The organism is Collimonas antrihumi, assembly GCF_018304965.1.
Lineage (GTDB): Bacteria > Pseudomonadota > Gammaproteobacteria > Burkholderiales > Burkholderiaceae_D > Collimonas > Collimonas antrihumi.
In genome coordinates this window covers 31,088-51,263 of sequence record NZ_JAGQED010000016.1, presented here as the reverse complement: position 1 = coordinate 51,263, position 20,176 = coordinate 31,088, and the positions used below count along the sequence as shown (strand labels likewise).

Annotated in this window: 19 protein-coding genes; 16 read left to right on the top strand and 3 right to left on the bottom strand. The window is 57.3% G+C overall.

Annotation, left to right across the window (positions count from 1 at the left end; translation table 11 throughout):
• Positions 1-10: 10 nt before the first annotated feature.
• The 3 genes from KHU29_RS14370 to KHU29_RS14360 are packed head-to-tail and all read right to left on the bottom strand — an operon-like array spanning position 11 to position 3,982.
• Positions 11-1,744, bottom strand: a complete 1,734-nt coding sequence (locus tag KHU29_RS14370) for a putative 2-aminoethylphosphonate ABC transporter permease subunit (protein ID WP_211453469.1) — start codon at positions 1,742-1,744, stop codon at positions 11-13.
• A complete protein-coding gene (locus KHU29_RS14365) occupies positions 1,741-2,880 on the bottom strand; it encodes a putative 2-aminoethylphosphonate ABC transporter ATP-binding protein (RefSeq protein ID WP_211453468.1) in 1,140 nt (379 codons plus the stop codon). Before KHU29_RS14365 ends, KHU29_RS14370 begins: the two co-directional genes overlap by 4 nt.
• Before the next feature lie 37 nt (positions 2,881-2,917).
• Positions 2,918-3,982: a putative 2-aminoethylphosphonate ABC transporter substrate-binding protein gene (locus KHU29_RS14360; protein ID WP_211453467.1), complete on the bottom strand. Its 1,065-nt coding sequence runs from the start codon at positions 3,980-3,982 to the stop codon at positions 2,918-2,920.
• Between the two features lie 217 nt (positions 3,983-4,199).
• Between KHU29_RS14360 and KHU29_RS14355 the strand changes: the two genes are divergently transcribed.
• The 16 genes from KHU29_RS14355 (at position 4,200) to aspS (ending at position 20,087) form a co-directional block, all read left to right on the top strand.
• On the top strand, positions 4,200-4,913 hold the full coding sequence (locus tag KHU29_RS14355) for a phosphonate utilization associated transcriptional regulator (RefSeq protein WP_211453466.1): 714 nt from the start codon (positions 4,200-4,202) through the stop codon (positions 4,911-4,913).
• 37 nt (positions 4,914-4,950) lie between these two features.
• Complete coding sequence (gene phnA, locus KHU29_RS14350; protein ID WP_211453465.1) at positions 4,951-6,183, top strand: phosphonoacetate hydrolase; 1,233 nt, start codon at positions 4,951-4,953, stop codon at positions 6,181-6,183.
• A 49-nt stretch (positions 6,184-6,232) separates the two neighbouring features.
• Positions 6,233-6,784, top strand: coding sequence for a phosphonate degradation HD-domain oxygenase (locus KHU29_RS14345; RefSeq protein WP_211453464.1), 552 nt, complete (start codon positions 6,233-6,235; stop codon positions 6,782-6,784).
• A 49-nt stretch (positions 6,785-6,833) separates the two neighbouring features.
• A complete protein-coding gene (locus KHU29_RS14340; RefSeq protein WP_211453463.1) occupies positions 6,834-8,222 on the top strand; it encodes an FAD-dependent oxidoreductase in 1,389 nt (462 codons plus the stop codon).
• 122 nt (positions 8,223-8,344) lie between these two features.
• Positions 8,345-9,079 (top strand): bifunctional demethylmenaquinone methyltransferase/2-methoxy-6-polyprenyl-1,4-benzoquinol methylase UbiE, encoded by a 735-nt coding sequence (gene ubiE, locus KHU29_RS14335; protein WP_211453462.1) that lies wholly within the window; start codon positions 8,345-8,347, stop codon positions 9,077-9,079.
• An 8-nt stretch (positions 9,080-9,087) separates the two neighbouring features.
• Positions 9,088-10,050 (top strand): Tim44 domain-containing protein, encoded by a 963-nt coding sequence (locus KHU29_RS14330; protein WP_211453461.1) that lies wholly within the window; start codon positions 9,088-9,090, stop codon positions 10,048-10,050.
• Positions 10,051-10,150: 100 nt separating this feature from the next.
• Positions 10,151-10,735 carry a ubiquinone biosynthesis accessory factor UbiJ gene (locus KHU29_RS14325; RefSeq protein ID WP_211453460.1) on the top strand — a complete coding sequence of 195 codons (585 nt, stop codon included), beginning with the start codon at positions 10,151-10,153 and terminating at the stop codon, positions 10,733-10,735.
• A complete protein-coding gene (gene ubiB, locus KHU29_RS14320) occupies positions 10,732-12,309 on the top strand; it encodes a ubiquinone biosynthesis regulatory protein kinase UbiB (RefSeq protein ID WP_211453459.1) in 1,578 nt (525 codons plus the stop codon). Before KHU29_RS14325 ends, ubiB begins: the two co-directional genes overlap by 4 nt.
• Positions 12,310-12,311: 2 nt before the next feature.
• On the top strand, positions 12,312-12,950 hold the full coding sequence (locus KHU29_RS14315; RefSeq protein ID WP_211453458.1) for a methyltransferase: 639 nt from the start codon (positions 12,312-12,314) through the stop codon (positions 12,948-12,950).
• Between the two features lie 97 nt (positions 12,951-13,047).
• Positions 13,048-14,133, top strand: a complete 1,086-nt coding sequence (locus tag KHU29_RS14310; RefSeq protein WP_211453457.1) for an ABC transporter ATP-binding protein — start codon at positions 13,048-13,050, stop codon at positions 14,131-14,133.
• Positions 14,126-15,064, top strand: a complete 939-nt coding sequence (locus tag KHU29_RS14305) for an ABC transporter permease (RefSeq protein WP_211453456.1) — start codon at positions 14,126-14,128, stop codon at positions 15,062-15,064. The genes KHU29_RS14310 and KHU29_RS14305 overlap by 8 nt, the downstream gene beginning before the upstream one ends.
• A complete protein-coding gene (locus KHU29_RS14300; protein WP_092417082.1) occupies positions 15,061-15,843 on the top strand; it encodes an ABC transporter permease in 783 nt (260 codons plus the stop codon). The genes KHU29_RS14305 and KHU29_RS14300 overlap by 4 nt, the downstream gene beginning before the upstream one ends.
• A gap of 24 nt (positions 15,844-15,867) precedes the next feature.
• The gene (locus KHU29_RS14295; protein ID WP_211453455.1) at positions 15,868-16,929 is read left to right on the top strand and encodes an ABC transporter substrate-binding protein; all 1,062 of its coding nucleotides are present in this window, start codon (positions 15,868-15,870) and stop codon (positions 16,927-16,929) included.
• A 160-nt stretch (positions 16,930-17,089) separates the two neighbouring features.
• Positions 17,090-17,428, top strand: coding sequence for an FmdB family zinc ribbon protein (locus KHU29_RS14290; protein WP_211453454.1), 339 nt, complete (start codon positions 17,090-17,092; stop codon positions 17,426-17,428).
• A 114-nt stretch (positions 17,429-17,542) separates the two neighbouring features.
• Entirely contained in the window at positions 17,543-18,193 is a 651-nt protein-coding gene (locus KHU29_RS14285; RefSeq protein WP_211453453.1) for a DUF502 domain-containing protein, read from the top strand.
• Between the two features lie 91 nt (positions 18,194-18,284).
• Positions 18,285-20,087, top strand: coding sequence for an aspartate--tRNA ligase (aspS, locus tag KHU29_RS14280; RefSeq protein WP_211453452.1), 1,803 nt, complete (start codon positions 18,285-18,287; stop codon positions 20,085-20,087).
• The last annotated feature ends 89 nt before the right edge of the window (positions 20,088-20,176 follow it).

Genomic DNA, 20,176 nt, shown 5'->3' with positions numbered 1-20,176 from the left:
GGTCGCGTGATCAGACCTGGCGCCAGCTTTGCGCTTTCCTTAGCAGCACGCGTGTGGTCAATGCGTACAACAGGCAGACGATGGCGGAAGTCAGCACGATCAGCGTTCCCATCGCCGCCGCCGGGCCGATCTTGCCCTCGGCTTCCAGATTCAGCAGCGCCACCGACGCCAGCGTGGTGTCGGGAGAGTACAGAAACACCACTGCCGAAATAGTGGTCATGGCATTGATGAACAGGTAGCGGCCGATATCCAGGATCGCCGGCAGGCAAACCGGTACCGTCACCCGTAGAAAAGTTTTATAGAAAGGTACCTTGAGCGACGCCGATACCGCTTCAAACTCGTTGTCGATCGCCTTCAAGGCAGTGACAGCAGTCAGGTAGCTGGACGTAAAGTAATGCACCACCGTCGACAACACCAGGATCGCCATGCTGCGATACAGGAAGTTCAAAGGATTGTCGGGATGATTGAAGAACATGATGTAACCCAGTCCCAGCACCAGCCCCGGCACACCCATAGGCAGCATGGCCAACAGGCGGAACACCGGCCGCGCCGCATTCATGCCGCGCGTCTTTTCGACCAGGTAGGCGCTGCCGAAAATCAACACTATGCCGCTGACAACCACATAGCCAGCCAGCCGCAAGCTATTGAAATACGATTCCAGGATGCCATCCTGGATCAGGCCGAAATAATAGTGGTCCCACACCAACGTCAGGTTGTAGGGCCACAGCTTGATGAAAGAGGTGTACACCGCCATGCCCAATACCGACAGCAACAGGAAGCAGACCAGACCGCAGTAGCCAAACATCAAGGCATCGAACAGACGGTGGCGCTTGGCCACAAACGGTACGGCGCGCGCCGACAGCTGGGACTGCAGCTTGCGCCGGATGGTGAAGTCGATAGCAAACGCCATCAGCGCCGGCAATAGCAGCAGCAAGCTGACTACCGCGCCTTTGTTGAAATTCTGCTGGCCGATGACCAGTTGATACACATCGATGGCCAATACATTGAAATCGCCGCCGATGACTTTCGGTACGCCGAAATCGTTGACGGTGAAAGTGAATACCACCAGCATTGCACTAATCAGGCCGTACTTGGCCCCCGGCAGGGTGATGGTCCAGAACTTGCGCAGGCGGCTGGTGCCGAGCGATTCCGCCACTTCATACAAGCGGCCGTCAGCCAGCGAGAGCGCGGTAATCAAGATCATCAAGGCATGCGGAAACACGGCGTAGCACTCGCTGATGATGATACCGATCGGGCCGTAGATCGAAGCGCCGCCCAGTAACCCCTTGAGCGCACCCTGGGTGCCGAACCACTGCACAAACGAAATGGCGGCCAGCAGCGACGGCGCCAGGATCGGGATCAGCGACAAGGTGCGGAAAAGACGTTTGAACGGCATCATGCTGCGCGTCAGCGCATAGGCGAAAGTGAAGGCTGCCGGGATCACCAGCAGCGTCACCGATATCGCAATGAACAATGTATTCAATACCGATTGCCGCAATGCCGGAGTCGACATGTAATCGCTGAACTGGCGCAGCCCGACAAAAGCACCGTCCTTGTCTTGCACGCTTTGGATCAGGATCATCAGCACCGGCATCAGCAGGAATATCGCCAATCCCGCGCATACCAGTAATAGCAGACCATGTGCAATCCGTTCATGCCAGTGGCTTTGCTGGCGGCCGCCAACGGTTTTGCCACCGCTGGCAGTAAGCGGTGTCAGTTTGAGCGCGCTGGCCGGCCTGTTCATGCTGCCGCCGTTTGAGCTAGCGTTTGCGTTGGCTGGTGATCCGGGTATACGCGGATGCGCTCCGGCAGCAGCCCATACCGCAGTTTGCTACCGATGACCAGATCCAGTTCCTTCAGCAGATTGAGCGACATCGACGCCACCACCGGTTGCTGTTCCATGCCGTCCAGCACCACCGTCAGATAGCTGAATGCACCCAGGAACTCTATTTTCTTCACTTCCGCCATGGCGTGATTGTGGGTACGCTGTTCGACGCTGCGGGCGACAAAATCTTCCGGCCGCAAATACACTTTGACCGGCTGGCCCGCTGGAATGTGATCGACGCGCGATTCGCAGTTGAAATCCAGCTTGCCGATGCGGAAATGGCCATCGCCAAGCGAAATGCCACGCAGGATATTCACCTTGCCGACGAAAGAAGCAACGAAGGGTGAGCCCGGTTGCAGGTAGATGTCCTGCGGGCTGCCGCATTGTTCGATGGCACCGTGATTCATGACCACGATGCGGTCGGCCATGGTCAAGGCTTCTTCCTGATCGTGGGTCACCATGATGGTGGTAACGCCCAGGCGTTGCTGCAGCTGGCGGATTTCACTGCGCAGCCGGACTCGCTCCAGCGCGTCCAGTGCCGATAGCGGCTCGTCCAGCAACAGCAAACCTGGAGAGGTCGCCAACGCCCGCACCAGCGCAATCCGCTGTTGCTGGCCACCAGACAATTGCCCGGGGAATTTCTTGCCGCTGGTGGGCAAGCCCGCTAGCGTCAGCAATTCCTGCACCCGTTCCGCGGTGGCGCTGCGGCTTTGGCGCCGGTTGACCAGGCCGTAGGCGACGTTGTCGGCGATGGTCAGGTTGGGAAATAGCGCATAGGATTGGAACACGATGCCGTAGTCGCGCTTGATAGGTGCTAGCCAGGATATGTCTTTGCCGCCCTGGACGATGCGTCCCTGGTCTTGGCTTTCGAGGCCGGCAATGATGCGCAGCAAGGTGGTTTTGCCACAACCGGACGGCCCCAGGAAACAGACGAACTCGCCTTCCGCAACAGTCAGGTTGATATCGCGCAACGCATGAAAGCTGCCGAACGATTTCGAGATGTTTTCCAGCGCCAAATACGGTTTGGACGCCAGACAAGGATTTTGCTGAGACATGATGCTGCGCTCCTGGGTAGTCACGAATGGCGAGGCGTTACTTCTTTTCCGCCTTGGAGTTGTAACGCGTGCCCCATTCAGCCAGGATACGCTCGCGATTCTTGGCCGACCAGTTGAAATCGTTCGGCGCGATCAGCAGTTTTTCGTAATTATCCGGGATGCCTTCGACTTTTTTGGCAATGCCAGGATAGGCGACAATGGCCCACCAGTTGGCGCTGACCTGGTTGGCGTCCTTGCTGCTCATCCAGTCGACCAGTTTCTTCGCTGCGTCCAGGTTTTTGGTGCCCTTCATGATGCCGCTGGCTTCTACATCCCAGCCTAGGCCTTCTTTCGGGAAAATCAAATCGATCGGAGCACCGCTGCGTTTTACCTGATGGCCGCGGAACTCAAATGAAATGCCGATAGGAAATTCGCCGGTGCCGGCCATGGTGCAGGGTTTGGAGCCTGAGTGAGTATATTGGGCGATGTTCTGATGCAGCGCATCCATGTACTTCCAGCCGTTGGCTTCGCCGAACATTTGCAGCCAGGCGGTGACATCCAGGTAACCGGTGCCGCTGGAAGCCGGATGCGGCATGACGATCTGGCCTTTGTAGATCGGCTTGGTCAAATCTTGCCAGCTGGTTGGTTTGGGCAGGTTCAGTTTCTTGGCTTCGACCGTATTGAAGCAAATGGTCGCGCCCCATACGTCCATGCCGACCCAGTTTGGCGGCCGGGCGCTATCTACGTAGGCCGGATTGAGCTGTTTCATGCCGCTTGGTTCATACGGCAGCAGCATGCCTTCCTGGCCCAGCAGCGCCAGGCTGGTGGCGGCCAGGCCGACCACTACATCGGCTTGCGGATTGTTCTTTTCGGCCAGCAATTTGGCAGTGACGACGCCAGTCGAGTCGCGCACCCAGCGGATTTCGACATTCGGATTGGCCTTTTCGAAACCGTCCTTGTATTGCTTCATGGCGTCGGTTTCCAGCGCGGTATATACCAGCAGCGAGGTTTTAGACTGGGCATGGCTGCTGGCTGCCGTCAGGGCAAGGCCGGCGCCTAGCAGGACTGTTACAACTCCGGCTGCTGCGCTTGCGCGCAGGATTCGTGCAAAATGCTGTTTCATTGCCATCTCCTCAGATGTTGAGCAAATCGTCTACCGTGATGCTGCCAATATTGAAACCTGGTCATTCTGTTGCGGGGACTGCTTTTTTGCGCCTTGTTTTTCTTGGTTTTTGTTTTTTTTCAGGTTGTTTTTTATTACATGATGTTTCATGTATTTTGTTGACAATCTACACGCTGTTAAATTAAAGTGCAATCACCAACTCGAAAAAAGATCCGCCATGACCACTAACCGCACCATGAACACCATCGCCCTGGTCCAGAAAAACTCGCTGCCTTCGCTAGTGCAGAAAGAGCTGGAGCGCATGATCCTGGCGGGCGATCTGGTTGCCGGCGACAAGCTCAATGAAGTCTCGCTGGCGGAAATGCTGGGGGTTTCACGTGGTCCGGTGCGCGAGGCGTTCCGGGCGCTGGAAGAGGCGGGGCTGGTCCAGCAGGAAAAGAACTGCGGCGTCTTCGTGCGCCAGATCTCGGTCGAAGAAGCCGATGAAATCTATGAAGTGCGGGCCGCATTGGATGAGTTGATCGGCCGCAAGCTGGCAGCGACCATCAAGCCGGGCCAGGTGCAGGAGTTGCGCACGCTGCTTGATCGCATGGATGGCATGGTGGCGCTGGGCGACGTCGATGGTTACCTGAAGTTGAATCTGAGCTTTCATGATTCGCTGGTGCAGTTCACCGTCAACAAGAAGCTGTTGCATACCTATCGGCGCCTGGTCAACGAACTCAATTTGTTCCGCCGCTCGGCGCTGGCGCAAAAGGGCAGCCTGCCGACTTCAACCACTGAGCATCACAAGATCGTCGACGCCATCGCCAGCGGCGACTCGCAAGCTGCAGGCGACATCATGCGCGAACACGCAGTCGCCGGCCGTAACCGCATGCATAAGGCACAAGCGCAAGCCGTCGGCATTGACAGCGCTGTACCAGCAGCCAGCTAACTGGCCGTAACTCATCGACTCGCAGCGAAAGTGAACCATGTCCGATACCAAGACGCTTAACGTTAACGGTCGTAGCTATCAATCGATGCAGCGGCCACTGGTAGTGGTTTGCGTCGACGGCTGTGAACAGGAATATATCAATCAGGCGATTCAGGCTGGCGTCACACCGTTTCTTAAAAAAATGGTGGCGCAAGGAACCGTGCTTACCGGTGATTGCGTAGTGCCCAGCTTTACCAATCCGAACAATTTGTCGATCGTCACCGGGGCGCCACCTTCAGTGCACGGCATCTGCGGCAATTATTTCCTGGATCGCGAAGCGAATCAGGAAGTCATGATGAATGACGCCAAATACCTGCGCGCCGGCACCATATTCGAGGCATTCTCCAATGCGGGAGCCAAGGTCGCCGTGATCACTGCCAAGGATAAATTGCGCGGTTTGCTCGGCCACAAGATGCGCGGTGGTATTTGCTTCTCGGCAGAGAAGGCCGATCAGGCAACGCTGGAGCAGAACGGCGTAGCGAATTTGCTGGAACTGGTCGGCATGCCGCTGCCGTCGGTGTATAGCGCCGAATTGTCGGAGTTCGTGTTTGCGGCCGGCGTCAAGCTGCTGGAAACACAGCGCCCGGACATCATGTATCTCTCGACCACCGATTACATCCAGCATAAATTCGCCCCCGGCACACCGGGCGCCAATGCCTTTTACGCCATGATGGATCATTATCTGACCCAGCTCGACGCACTCGGCGCGGTCATCGGCCTGACCGCCGATCATGGCATGAACGCCAAGACCGACAGCGCCGGCACACCCAACGTGATTTATCTGCAGGACGTGCTGGACGCCAAGGCCGGCAATGGCAAAACCCGTGTCATTTTGCCGATTACCGATCCGTATGTCGTGCATCACGGCGCATTGGGTTCTTACGCCACCGTGTATCTGAATGAGGGCGCGGATCTGGCCAGCGTTTCACGGCAGATCAGTGCGATTCCCGGCGTCGAAGTCGTGTTGACGCGCGCTGAAGCGGCTGCCCGCTTTGAGTTGCCGGAGGATCGCATCGGCGACCTGGTGATTGTCAGCGAACGGCTGACGGTGATCGGCACTTCTGCCAGCCGCCACGATCTGTCCGAATTGAAACTGCCCTTGCGTTCGCATGGCGGCATTTCCGAACAAAAGGTACCGCTGATGTTCAACCGCAAATTGAGCGCCATTCCGGCTGATCACAGGTTGCGCAATTTTGATGTGTTTTTCCTGGCGATGAATCACGCACAATAAGTACGCGCAATAGATTTCCAGTACTCTGAAAACCGGATTCGAGGATGCGATGCTGACTATCCCGCAAATTTGCGAACTGTTCGACCGTGGCGGCCACGAGATATATAGCGGTGAGCCGGTCAACCAGTTGCAGCACGCGCTGCAATCGGCCACCCTGGCAGAGCAGGCCGGCGCTGAGCCGGAGCTGGTCTGCGCTGCGTTGCTGCACGATCTCGGACACCTGCTGAATCCGCAAGGCGAGACGCCATCCGCGCGTGGCGTCGACGATACCCATCAATATTTCGCGATACCGTATCTGCGTGGTTTGTTCAGCCCTGCGGTACTCGAGCCGATTCGTTTGCACGTCGACGCCAAGCGTTATCTGTGCGCCACGGACAGCGCTTATTGGGGGCGTCTGTCCGAGGATTCGAAGCGTAGCCTGGAATTGCAGGGCGGCGTTTTTTCCGCCATCGATGCCGCGAAATTCATCGCCCGGCCTTATGCCGCGGATGCAGTCAGCCTGAGGTTGTGGGACGACCAGGCCAAGGTGGAAGGAATGGCGACTCCCGATTTGCGGCATTTCTCAAAATTGATGTCTACCTGTGCTTTAGTCACTGCTTAGTTACCGCTTAGTTACCGTCCAATCATTACTCACCTAGGATCGAAAACCCATGCGCCCATTCTGGTTGGAAGATGCACTATTCGCCGACGGTGAGTTGGCCCCGGCGCTGCAAGGTCAACAAAAGGCGGACGTCGGCATTGTCGGCGGCGGCTTTACCGGTTTGTGGACTGCGATCCAGCTCAAGCAGCAAAACCCGGCGCTGGACATTGCCATCATCGAAAGCGATCTGTGCGGCGCCGGCGCCAGTGGCCGCAACGGAGGCTGCCTGCTGACCTGGGCCACAAAATTTTTTACTCTGCGCCGTTTGTTCGGCGAAGCCGAGGCCGTGCGCCTGGTCAAAGCCTCGGAAGCGGTAGTCGATCACATCGGCAATTTTTGCCGTGAACACAAGATCGACGCTGAATTCCGTCAGGACGGCACTTTGTATACCTCCACCACCAAGGCGCAACTGGGCGTGCTGGACCCGGTGCTGGAAGAGTTGCAGCGGCAAGGCATCAGTTCCTACCATTCGCTGCCAGACGCCGAAGTACAGCGTCGTTCCGGTTCGACACGCAATCTTGCCGGCGTGTTCTCGCCGATGGCTGCGACGGTGCATCCTGGCAAACTGGTGCGTGGCTTGCGCCGGGTTGCGTTGGAAATGGGGATACGGATTTACGAAAGAACGCCGATGCTGTCGTTCACGCCTGGCGCCACGGTCACGCTGCAAACGCCGGCCGGCAGCCTGCAGGTCGGCAAGATGGTATTGGCCATCAACGCCTGGATGGCCAGCCGCTTCCCGCAATTCGAACGCACCCTGGCAGTGGTCTCCAGCGATATGGTGATTACTGAAAAATGTCCTGAGCTATTACAGAGCATCGGTCTGACGGACGGCGTATCGGTATTGGATTCGCGCACATTCGTGTTTTATTACCGTACTACCGAAGACGGCCGCCTGATGCTGGGCAAAGGCGGCAACACCTTCGCCTGGCGTGGCCGCATCCTGCCGGTATTCGATCAGCGCTCGCCTTATGAGCAGCTGCTCAAACGCAGCTTGCATGATTTCTTCCCGGCACTGGCCGGCGTGCCGATCACCGCCAGCTGGAACGGCCCGTCAGATCGCTCGGTAACCGGCTTCCCGTTCTTCGGACGGTTGAATGACATGCCGAATGTGTTTTATGGCTTTGGTTATTCCGGCAACGGCGTCGGCCCCAGCTACATGGGCGGGCAATTATTGTCGTCGCTGGTGCTGGGTGTTGATAATGCGTGGAGCCGCAGCCCGCTGGCAGCCGGCCCGCGCGGTCAGTTCCCGCCGGAGCCGTTGCGTTACATCGGTTCGCTGGTAGTGCGCGACGCTATCCGGCGCAAGGAACTGGCAGAAGACCAGGACCGCAAGCCATGGTTGCTGGACCAGATGTTGAGCAAGCTGGCCAACGCTGCGGGTAAGGCTGACAAGGCTTGATTGTTTTTATGTCATGCATCACCGGTTCATGCCGGTGACAAACTTCCTATAGATTATTCGGCAAGCCAGGCAACCCTTGGCGGGACTTGTATAATGTAAGTCTGCCAAATAAGCTTGCCACCATGACCAACACCACGCATTTCGGTTATAAAACCGTCTCCGAGGACGATAAAGTCCACAAAGTTGCCGAAGTTTTCCACTCGGTCGCTCCCAAATACGATGTCATGAACGATTTGATGTCGGCTGGTCTGCATCGTGTCTGGAAAATTTTCACCATTGCCCAGGCGGCGATCCGCCCGGGCTTCAAAGTGCTGGATATTGCCGGCGGCACCGGCGATCTGGCCAAGGCTTTCGCCAAGCGCGCGGGACCTGCCGGCGAAGTCTGGCTGACAGATATCAACGAGTCCATGCTACGCGTGGGTCGCGACCGCCTCTTGAATACTGGCCTTTCCACCCCCACCTTACTCTGTGATGCGGAGAAATTGCCGTTTCCGGACAATTATTTCGACCGGGTATCGGTGGCATTCGGTTTGCGCAACATGACGCACAAGGATGCGGCGCTGGCAGAAATGCGGCGCGTATTGAAGCCGGGCGGCAAGTTGCTGGTGTTGGAGTTTTCGAAAGTCTGGGAACCGCTGAAAAAACCTTACGACGTTTACTCGTTTTCCGTATTACCGTGGCTGGGCAAGAAAATTGCCAATGATTCTGAAAGCTACCGTTACCTGGCTGAGTCGATCCGAATGCATCCCGATCAGGACACCCTGAAGCAGATGATGACGGATGCCGGTCTGGCGCGGGTTGAGTATTTCAATTTAACTGCCGGCGTGGCGGCCTTGCATACCGGCATAAAACTGTAGGAGCTCGCATGAAGAGATTTTTGCTGGTGCTGCTGATGGTCGCAAGCACCTTGTCGTTGACAATATCGAATGCCGATGCGCGTCGCCTGGGTGGCGGCGGTTCGTTCGGCAAACAGTCGTCCGGGATTTCCCGCCAGGCGCCAAGCCAGCCGACGCAGAATTTCGGCAACGCCAACCAGGCCAAGCCGGCAGCACCTGCTGCTACCCCGCAATCGATCCCGCCTAAACCGGCCAGCCCTTGGAAAGGTATCCTGGGTGGCGCTTTGCTGGGCCTTGGCCTGGGAGCGTTGATGTCGCACTTCGGCATGGGCGGCGCATTCGGTTCTTTCCTGATGATAGCTTTGCTCGCAGTCGCGGTAATTTTTGTTGTGCGACTGGTAATGCGAAAGGCTGGCAATACGCCGGCGCCTGCCGCTTATTCTGGCGCGAATTCCAGCTCAATTCCCGGCACCAATTCGCCTGCCGCCAGTTTCGACAGCAACTCTTCCGGCTTTACGCCTGAAATCGGCTCGCGCATCAATTCCGGCCCTTCGTTCCAGCCTTCTGCACTGCAGGCGGATTCAGTTGCGGCCGGTCACAGTGCGCCTTGGGGCATCCCTGCGGATTTCGATGTGCCGGGCTTCGTACGTAGCGCCAAGACTTATTTCATTCGTCTGCAAGCCGCCTGGGATAAGGCGGATATCAACGATATCCGCGAATTCACCACGCCGGAAATGTTCGGCGAACTGCGTCTGCAATTGCAAGAGCGCGGCGCATCGCCTAACAATACCGATGTGGTGCAGCTGGATGGCGAGTTGATGGGCATAGAAACCGTCGGCAGCGACTATCTGGCCAGTGTCAAATTCACCGGCCTGATCAAGGAAGTGCCGGAAGCATCGGCGGAACCGTTCACCGAGGTCTGGAACCTGTCCAAGCCGCAATCGGGACAGGGCGGCTGGGTTTTGGCAGGGATTCAGCAGATCAATGCCTAAGAGTGCATAAATGCTAAGGTTGTAAGCGGGCTTTAGGCCTGACAAACTGATAAACTTGGGACCGCCCGTGAATAGTCACGGGCGGTTTTGCTTTCTGACCATGACTCCTCCAATCAATTTCACGCCGATCACCGCCGCCATCAATCATTTACTGGCGCAAGAACCATGGGCGCAGCGCATCCTGGCGTCGCACGCGGATAAAGTCGCCTGTTTCGACGGCGGCGCGGTCAAACTGAGTTGGCAGGTCAGCGCCGACGGACTGCTGCAAGCGCCGCCGCCGGACGCGGCCGTGAACGTCACGATTCGCGTCAACCTGGCCGATCTGCCGCTGATTGCGCAGAACCGCGAGCGCGCTTTTTCCTACGTGAAGATCGATGGCGATGCCGATTTTGCCAACGCCATTTCGCAAGTCAGCCAGGGTTTACGCTGGGATGCCGAACACGATCTGAGCAAACTGGTCGGCGATATCGCTGCCGTGCGTATCGTGGCGGGCGGCAATGCGCTGATTGCCGGCGCCTTGGCGACCCACAAGAAGCTAGCGGAAAACGTCGCCGAATATTTGCTGGAAGAACAACCGATGCTGGTGCGGCCACAGGCGGTATCCGATTTTACGAATGATGTCACCAGGTTGCGCGACGATCTGGAACGGCTCGCCAAACGCATCAATAAATTGAAGGCCCCATGATTCTGAAATTTCTGCGACTGTTAAAAATTGCCCGTGTTGCCGTGCGTTATGGCCTGGACGATATCGCGATGTCGGGCTTCGATACGCCGCGTATCTCCAAGCTGATCGATACATTGATTTTCTGGCGCGACATTTCGGCGCCGCGCGGTGAACGTTTGCGCAAGGCCCTGGAAGAGCTGGGGCCGATTTTCGTTAAATTCGGACAAGTGCTGTCGACCCGGCGCGACCTGCTGCCCGGCGATATGGTCGACGAGCTGTCGCGTCTGCAAGACCGGGTGCCGCCGTTCAGCTCGGATCTGGCGATTGCGCAGATCGAAAAATCATTGAAGGCGCATCCGGACGATTTGTTCGCGAGCTTCGAACGTGAGCCGGTGGCCTCGGCTTCGATCGCGCAGGTGCACTTTGCGACACTGAAAAACGGCAAGGAAGTAGCAGTCAAGGTGCTGCGGCCCGGCATGAAGAAGTCGATCGATGAAGACGTGGCGCTGATGCATATCGCCGCCGGCCTGGTCGAGAAATTGTGGGCCGACGGCCGCCGCCTGAAGGCGCGCGAGGTAGTCGGCGAATTCGATAAATACCTGCATGACGAGCTGGACCTGATGCGCGAGGCCGCCAACGGCAGCCAGCTGCGCCGCAACTTTGCCGACTCCCATTTATTGGTGGTGCCGGAAATGTATTGGGACTATTGCTCATCGTCGGTGATCGTGATGGAGCGCATGCACGGCATCCCGATTTCGCAACTGGATCGCCTGCGCGATGCCGGCGTCGACCTCGGCCAGTTGTCGCGCGATGGCGTCGAGATTTTCTTTACACAAGTATTTCGCGACGGTTTTTTCCATGCCGACATGCATCCCGGGAATATCCTGGTGTCGGTCGCACCGGCTACCTTTGGCCGTTACATCGCACTTGATTTCGGCATCGTCGGCACGCTCAACGATTTCGATAAAGATTATCTGTCGCAGAATTTCCTGGCGTTTTTCCAACGCGATTACAAACGCGTGGCGGAAGCCCATATCGAATCAGGCTGGGCGCCCAAGGAAACCCGGGTCGACGAACTGGAATCGGCGGTACGCGCTTGTTGCGAACCGATTTTCGACCGGCCGCTGAAAGACATCTCCTTCGGCCAGGTGCTGTTGCGCCTGTTCCAGACTTCACGCCGTTTTAATGTCGAAGTGCAGCCGCAGCTCGTGCTGCTGCAAAAAACCTTGCTCAACGTCGAGGGGTTGGGTCGCCAGCTTGATCCCGAGCTCGATCTGTGGAAAACCGCCAAGCCGCATCTGGAGCGCTGGATGAGCGAGCAAATGGGCTGGCGTGGCCTGATCCAGCAGCTGAAGATCGAAATGCCGCGCTACAGCAAGCTGTTGCCGCAACTGCCGCGCCTGGCGCATCAGGCGCTGACGCAGGTGGTGGAGCCAAAGACTGAGCAAAATAATGAATTGATGTGGCGGCTGATTGCAGAACAGCGACAGACTAATCACCTGCTTGGCGTGCTGGTGTATGCCGGCGGTGGCCTGGCGGCCGGCGTGCTGTTGACGCTGTTGTATTTCCGCTTCGGACACATGATGTGGTGGTAAGCATGACAAAATCCGACTCAGCGCCCGACTCTAAGCCGGGTGCTATTCCCAAGTTTGCCCATCGCGATCCCTCCCATCCGGATTTCTGGAGCGAGCGTTTCGAGCAGGATTTCACTCCCTGGGATAACGGCGGGGTGCCGCAGGCGCTGCAGCAATACCTGACCCGCAGCAAACCTGTAGCCACCCTGATCCCCGGTTGCGGCAGCGGCTATGAAGTCGCGTTGCTGTCGGAGGCTGGTTGGGAGGTGATCGCCATTGATTTTTCCGACGCTGCCGTAAGCGCAGCGCGTACGGTGCTAGGCAAATGGTCTGAACGTGTGTTGCAGGCCGACTTCTTTACCTATCAACCGCCCCAGCTGCTGGGACTGATCTACGAACGTGCTTTCCTGTGCGCCTTGCCACCGGCTAAACGCGCCGCCATCGTCAGCCGTTGGGCCGAGTTGTTGCCTGCAGGCGGCACCCTGGCCGGTTTCTTCTTTTTCGACGACAACCCAAAAGGCCCGCCGTTCGGCATCAGCCGTACCGAACTGGAACGTTTATTGCATGTTGATTTCGAACTGGTCGATGAGCGCGAAGTGACCGATTCCATCGCCGTGTTTGTCGGGAAAGAACGCTGGATGGAGTGGCGGCGACGTACGTAGGGCGGGCACAAGCCAGAGTCAGCTGGCTTTTTTCACATAAATGACGGACGCCTTGCTACAATTGGCGGTTTTTTGCCCCCTCTGGACCTGAAGACATATGGCGCTGCTCGAAATCCGTAATGTCAGTCGTCGTTTTGGCGACTTTGCCGCAGTCGACAATATCAGCCTGTCGATTGAAGCCGGCGAATTCTTTACTTTGCTAGGCCCTTCCGGCTGCGGTAAAACCACCTTGCTACGCATGATTGCCGGTTTCGACCTGCCGGATTCCGGCCAGATCCTGCTGGATGGCGTCGATCTGGTGGGCAGCCCGCCGGAGCATCGGCCAGTGTGTACCGTATTCCAGAACTATGCGCTGTTTCCGCACATGACGGTCGCGGCCAATATCGCATTCCCTCTGAAAATGGCCAAAGTGCCGGCCGACCAGATCCGCACCCGTGTCGAAGAGGCGCTGGAAGACGTGCGTCTGACCGGTTTCGCCGCGCGCTTCCCGCACGAATTGTCAGGCGGTCAACGGCAACGGGTTGCGGTCGCCCGCGCCCTGGTGTCGCGCCCCAAGCTGCTGCTGCTGGATGAGCCGCTGTCAGCGCTGGACGCCAAATTGCGTGAGCAGATGCAGATCGAGTTGATCAATTTGCAAAAAGAAGTCGACATCACTTTCGTCTACGTCACTCACGATCAAGGCGAAGCGCTGGCGCTGTCGCACCGGATCGCGGTCATGAACCGTGGTAATGTCGAGCAGCTGGATGAGCCTTCGCGCATCTACAGTTATCCGCGCACCCGTTTTGTGGCCGACTTCATCGGCACCTGCAATTTGCTGGACGGCGCGATCGCCAGCATTGATGGCGCTTCCATGAAGCTGGACGTACCCGGCCTCGGCCTGGTCAAGAGCGCGGTACCGCCGGATGCCGCAGTCGGCCGTAAAGGCACCTTGGCTTTGCGTCCGGAGAAAGTCCACATCAGCGCCGAGATCAGCACCGGCAACGCCGAAAACCACTTCAAGGGTTTCGTTAAAGAGTTGTTGTATCTGGGCGACGTCACGGTCTACATCGTACAGACCGAGGGCGGCGCCACCATCGAGGCCTTGCTGGCGAATTCGGCGGCTGGCCGCGCCAAATTCTTTGAAGTCGGCGATACGGTGGATATCGCCTGGCAATTCGACGCAGGGCATTTCTTGTATGAGTAAGGTTGCCAATACGGCTGCCAACGAGGCGGCAAAGAAGCTGTCCAACGCAGCAGCGAAACGCGGCCGCATGGGGCGCTGGCTGATTAGCGGGCCGCCGCTGTTCTACCTGTTGCTGTTCTTCGCGATCCCGAGCCTGATCATGGTGTTCGCCTCGATCCGTTATGCCGGCGACTACGGCGGCCTGGCGCCGGTCTTCGACGAGGCCGGCAAGCTGAACCTGACACTGGAAAATTTCCAACGCTTCACTTCCGATTTCATCTACACGGCGATCTTCCTGAAGTCGCTCATGTACGCAATGATCACCACCTTCTGCTGCCTGCTGATGGCCTATCCGCTGGCGTTGCTGATTGCGCGCAGTCCCAAGAAATACCGCGACTTGCTGATCCTGCTGGTGATCCTGCCGTTCTGGAGCAACTTCCTGATCCGCGTCTATGCCTGGATGATCATCCTCGGCCCGCAGTCCGGCCTGACCCAGTCCGTCAACTATGTGCTGGGGCTAGTCGGAATCGAACCGGTGCGCTTGTTGTTTACCGGGTTTGCGGTGATCGTCGGCCTGGTCTATGTGCATCTGCCATTCATGGTCTTGCCCCTGTACGCCAACCTGGAAAAGCACGATCCGGCCCTGGTCGACGCCGCGCAGGATCTCGGTGCATCGGCCTGGCAGCGTTTCTGGCGCATCACTTTTCCGTTATCCTTGCCAGGCGTTTACGCCGGTGCGGCGCTGGTCTTCATTCCCGCGCTGGGGATTTTTGCGGTGTCTGACATCCTGGGCGGTACCGGCAGCGACATGATCGGTAATGTAATCAAACAGCAATTCCTGGAAACCCGCGACTGGCCGTTCGGCAGCGTGCTGTCCATCGTCCTCACGGTGGCGGCCCTGATCGCCGCCGGCGTTGCGGTGCTGGTGGCAAAGCCGAGGAGAACTGCATGACTAAAGTAATCCGACGTCCGCTGGGCTTGTGGCTGGTAGCGCTGGCTGTGTACGCTTTCCTGTACGTGCCGTTGATCATCGTGGTGGTGTACTCCTTCAACGACTCGCAACTCAATGCCGAGTGGGTCGGCTTCACGCTGGATTGGTATCGCAAGCTGTTTCACAACGACGAGATGCTGAAAGCCGCCGGCAATTCCCTGATGATCGCGCTGGTCGCCAGCGCCGCATCTACATTGCTGGGCACCATGGCCGGTTTTGCGATGCATCGCTACAAGCTGAAATTGCTGCCCTTGCTGGTGCTGACGCCGATCGCGATTCCGGAAATCCTGGTCGGCGTGTCGCTGCTGATTTTCTTCGTGATGCTTAATATCACCTTGGGACTGGTCTCGATCGCCCTGGCGCATATCGCATTTTGCATAGGCTTTGTGGCGATTGTGGTGCGCTCGCGCCTGTCTGGCATGGATGAAAGCCTGACCGAAGCGGCGCGCGATTGCGGTGCCACTCCGATGCAGGCGTTCCGCCTGGTTACGTTGCCGTTGATCATGCCGGGCGTTGTGGCGGGGGCCTTGATGGCGTTCACTTTGTCGATCGACGATTTCGTGATTACCTTCTTTACCGCCGGCGCCAACGCTTCCACCTTGCCGCTGCAGATCTATTCGATGATCAAGATTGCCGTCACGCCGGAAGTAAATGCAGTCTCTACCTTATTGATGGGGCTGACCCTGCTGCTTATAATCATCGCTTCCAAGCTGGCGCCAAACGCCATCCGTTCCTCGTAATTTCGTCCGCCTATCAGGATTGCCATGAAAAAACTGCTCACCGTCGCGACTCTCTTGTTTGCCAGCATCTCGGCCCAGGCTGCCGATGAATTACGCTTGTATAACTGGAACAATTACATTGCGCCGGAAACCGTGCAGCGTTTCGAGGCCTTCTGCAAATGCAAGGTGGTGCAGACTTATTATGGCGACAACGAAGAGATGCTGGCCAAGCTGGCCGCCGGTGCCAAGGGCTACGACATCATCGTGCCGACCGGCAATGCGCTGGATGCATTGATCAAGCAACAAGCTTTGCTGCCACTCGACAAGAGCCAGCTGCCGAATCTGAAAAACGTCAATCCATCCTATCTGAACACCGATTTCGACAAGGGCAACAAGTACTCGGTACCCTATGCCTATACGGTAACCCTGATGGGTTACAACGATCAAAAGATGAAGGAACTGGGGATTCCGGTCGATAGCTGGGCGGCGATTTTCGATCCCAAGATCCTGGTCAAGATCAAAGGCAAGGTAACGGTGCTGGATTCCGCCAATGAACTGATGGCGGCCGCGCTCAAATACCTCGGTTATTCCGCCAACGATACCGACGAGCAACACTGGCAACAAGCCAAGGATGTGATCCTCAAGGCTAAACCTTACTGGGCAGCGTTCAACGGCAGCAGTTATATCAAAGAATTAACAGTTGGTAATATCTGGCTGGCGCACGGTTATTCGAATGACATCTTCCAGGCCGATGTCGATGCCCAAAAAGCCGGCCGCAAATTCCATATCCGTCACGCCATGCCCAAAGAAGGCGCAGTGCTGGCGCTGGATAGCATGGTGATTCACAAAGCGGCGCCGCGGCCAGACCTGGCACTCAAGTTCATCAATTTCATGCTGGATGGCAAGAATGCCGCCGAGCTCAGTAATCTGATCGGTTCCGGCAATCCGAATGCCGATGCCGCCAAGTACATCAAGCCTGAAATCGCCAACAATCCGGCGATTTTCCCGGACAAGGCGGGTTTCGCCAAGCTGGAGATGCTGAAGGACCTGAACAGCAAGCAACGGCGTGCCATCAACCGTATCTGGACTGAGATCCGCGCGCGCTAGTTCGCCGGCGCACGGTTTTATGTAATGTTGAATTAACAACGCCGACGCCAATTCATGGCGTCGACGCCACAAGCCATTGGCTCAGGCCGCACTAAGCCCGTATATATCGGAAAAAACCTTTATAATTCAGGGTTTTGTAAGATATTTGCGGAGTTTCACCATGCCGATTTATGCGTATCGCTGCGAAGCCTGTGGTTTTGCCAAAGATGTACTGCAAAAGATGTCCGATGAGCCGCTGACGGTCTGCCCGACCTGTAGCAAAGCCGAGTTCAAGAAGCAGGTGACTGCAGCTGGTTTCCAGCTAAAGGGCACCGGCTGGTACGTGACCGATTTCCGTGGCGGCGCAGGTGCGACAGTGCCGCCGGTAAGCGCGGCCGAGCCGGCAGCGGCCGGCAGTACGCCTGCCGCAACAGCCGCTCCGGCCGCTGCAGTAGCGCCTGCACCGGCCGCAACGCCAGCAGCAGCAGCGGCAAGCAGCACGCCAGCTGCCGCGGCGTAAGGTCACATAAGATCACTCACGGTCACTTAAGGTCACTTAAGGTCACCCAAGTCATTTCAGCAAGTTGAAAACCAGGCGCGCGTATTTGGTACGTGTTGTCCCACAAAGAAAGCCATGCGTAAATATTTCATCACCGGTCTACTGGTTTTAGTCCCCCTGGCTATCACGCTATGGGTGCTGAATCTGATCATTGGCACGATGGATCAGTCGCTGTTGCTGCTGCCGGCGCAATGGCGGCCGAAAGCATTGCTGGGGCATGACATTCCCGGACTCGGCACGATCCTGACCTTGCTGGTGATTTTCCTGACCGGCCTGGCGACACGCAATTTCATCGGCCGCCAGATCGTGTCGGTGTGGGAAGCGGTGCTGACGCGCATTCCGGTGGTCAGCTCGATCTATTCCAGCGTCAAGCAAGTGTCGGATACCTTGTTTTCATCATCCGGCAATGCCTTCCGCAAAGCCTTGCTGGTGCAATACCCGCGCGAGGGATCGTGGACGATTGCGTTCCTGACCGGGATTCCGGGCGGCGATGTAAAAAACCATCTGGTCGGCGATTATGTCAGTGTGTACGTGCCGACTACGCCGAATCCGACTTCCGGATTCTTCCTGATGCTGCCGCGCGCAGACACCGTCGAACTCGACATGAGCGTGGACGAAGCGTTGAAGTACATTGTTTCAATGGGTGTGGTCGCGCCTGAGCAACAGCCTGACAGGAAGCTGGTCATCGACTCGCCGCCACGCAGTGGCCCGGCAGCTGGCAATTAAGCCGCGTTTTTAAGCCGCGCTTATACGCACTTATACGCACTTATAATTACTTAATTAATATCTACAACATCTGAACTGCGAAAAACTGAATATGTCCATGCGAACCCAATACTGCGGCCTCACCACTGAGGTACTTCTCGGCCAAACCGTCAGCCTGTGCGGCTGGGTGCATCGTCGTCGCGATCATGGCGGCGTCATCTTCATCGACCTGCGCGACCGCGAAGGCCTGGTGCAGGTGGTGTGCGATCCGGACCGCGCCGAAGTATTCAAGAACGCGGAAGCAGTGCGCAACGAGTTCTGTCTGCGTATCACCGGCGTGGTGCGCTTGCGCCCTGACGGCACCGGCAACAGCAACCTGAAATCCGGCAAGATCGAAGTGCTGGCGCATGAACTGGAAGTGTTGAACCCGTCGGTCACGCCGCCGTTCCAGCTGGACGACGAAAACCTGTCCGAAACCACTCGCCTGACTCACCGCGTGCTGGATCTGCGCCGTCCGCAAATGCAAAACAACCTGCGCCTGCGTTACAAGGTGACGATGGAAGTGCGCAAGTTCCTCGATGCTAACGGCTTCATCGATATCGAAACACCGATGCTGACCAAGTCGACCCCGGAAGGCGCCCGCGATTACCTCGTGCCTTCGCGTGTCAACGCCGGCCAGTTCTTTGCGCTGCCGCAGTCGCCGCAACTGTTCAAGCAATTGCTGATGGTGGCCAACTTCGACCGTTACTACCAGATCGTCAAATGCTTCCGCGACGAAGATCTGCGCGCTGACCGTCAACCTGAATTCACCCAGATCGATTGCGAAACTTCCTTCATGTCGGAACAGGAAATCCGCGACATGTTCGAAGGCATGATCCGCCTGGTGTTCAAGAACGCGCTGGATATCGACCTGCCTAACCCGTTCCCGGTGATGGATTTCGCGACAGCGATGGCACTGTATGGTTCGGACAAGCCGGACATGCGCGTCAAGCTTGCCTTCACCGATCTGACCGCGGTGATGAAAGATGTCGATTTCAAGGTGTTCGCCGGTGCGGCGAATATGGAAAACGGTCGTGTGGTTGGCCTGCGTGTGCCAGGCGGCGCCGCCATGCCGCGTTCCGAGATCGATGCTTACACCCAGTTCGTGGCGATCTACGGCGCCAAAGGCCTGGCGTACATCAAGGTCAATGAAAAAGCCAAGGGCCGCGACGGTTTGCAATCGCCTATCGTCAAGAACCTGCATGACGCAGCGCTGGCGCAAATTCTTGAACAAACCGGTGCTGAAGATGGCGACCTGATTTTCTTCGGCGCCGACAAGGCCAAGGTAGTCAACGACGCCATCGGTGCATTGCGCGTGAAAATCGGTCACAGCGAATTCGGCAAGAAGGTCGGTTTGTTCGACGATACCTGGCGTCCATTGTGGGTGGTCGACTTCCCGATGTTCGAATACGATGAAGACGGCGATCGCTGGAACGCCTTGCACCATCCGTTCACCTCGCCGAAAGACGGCCACGAAGACTTCATCGAAACCGATCCGGGCAAGGCCATCGCCAAGGCCTACGACATGGTCTTGAACGGCTGGGAACTGGGCGGCGGTTCAATCCGTATCCACCGTGCCGACGTCCAGAGCAAGGTGTTCCGCGCCCTGAAGATCGATGCCGAAGAAGCGCAACTCAAGTTCGGCTTCCTGCTTGACGCTTTGCAATACGGCGCGCCACCGCATGGCGGCCTGGCGTTCGGTTTGGATCGTATCGTGACCATGATGTGCGGCGCCGAATCGATTCGCGACGTCATCGCCTTCCCGAAAACACAGCGCGCGCAATGTCTGTTGACGCATGCGCCATCGGCTGTGGACGAAAAGCAATTGAAAGAATTGCATATCCGTTTGCGCGCGCCGGAAACGAAGGTGGTTTAATTTTCAGGTAAAAGAAGCATGAAGAAAAGCGCGGATTTCCGCGCTTTTTTTATGGATAGCCAAAACCGGTTTATAGTGGAGCTTTCTGA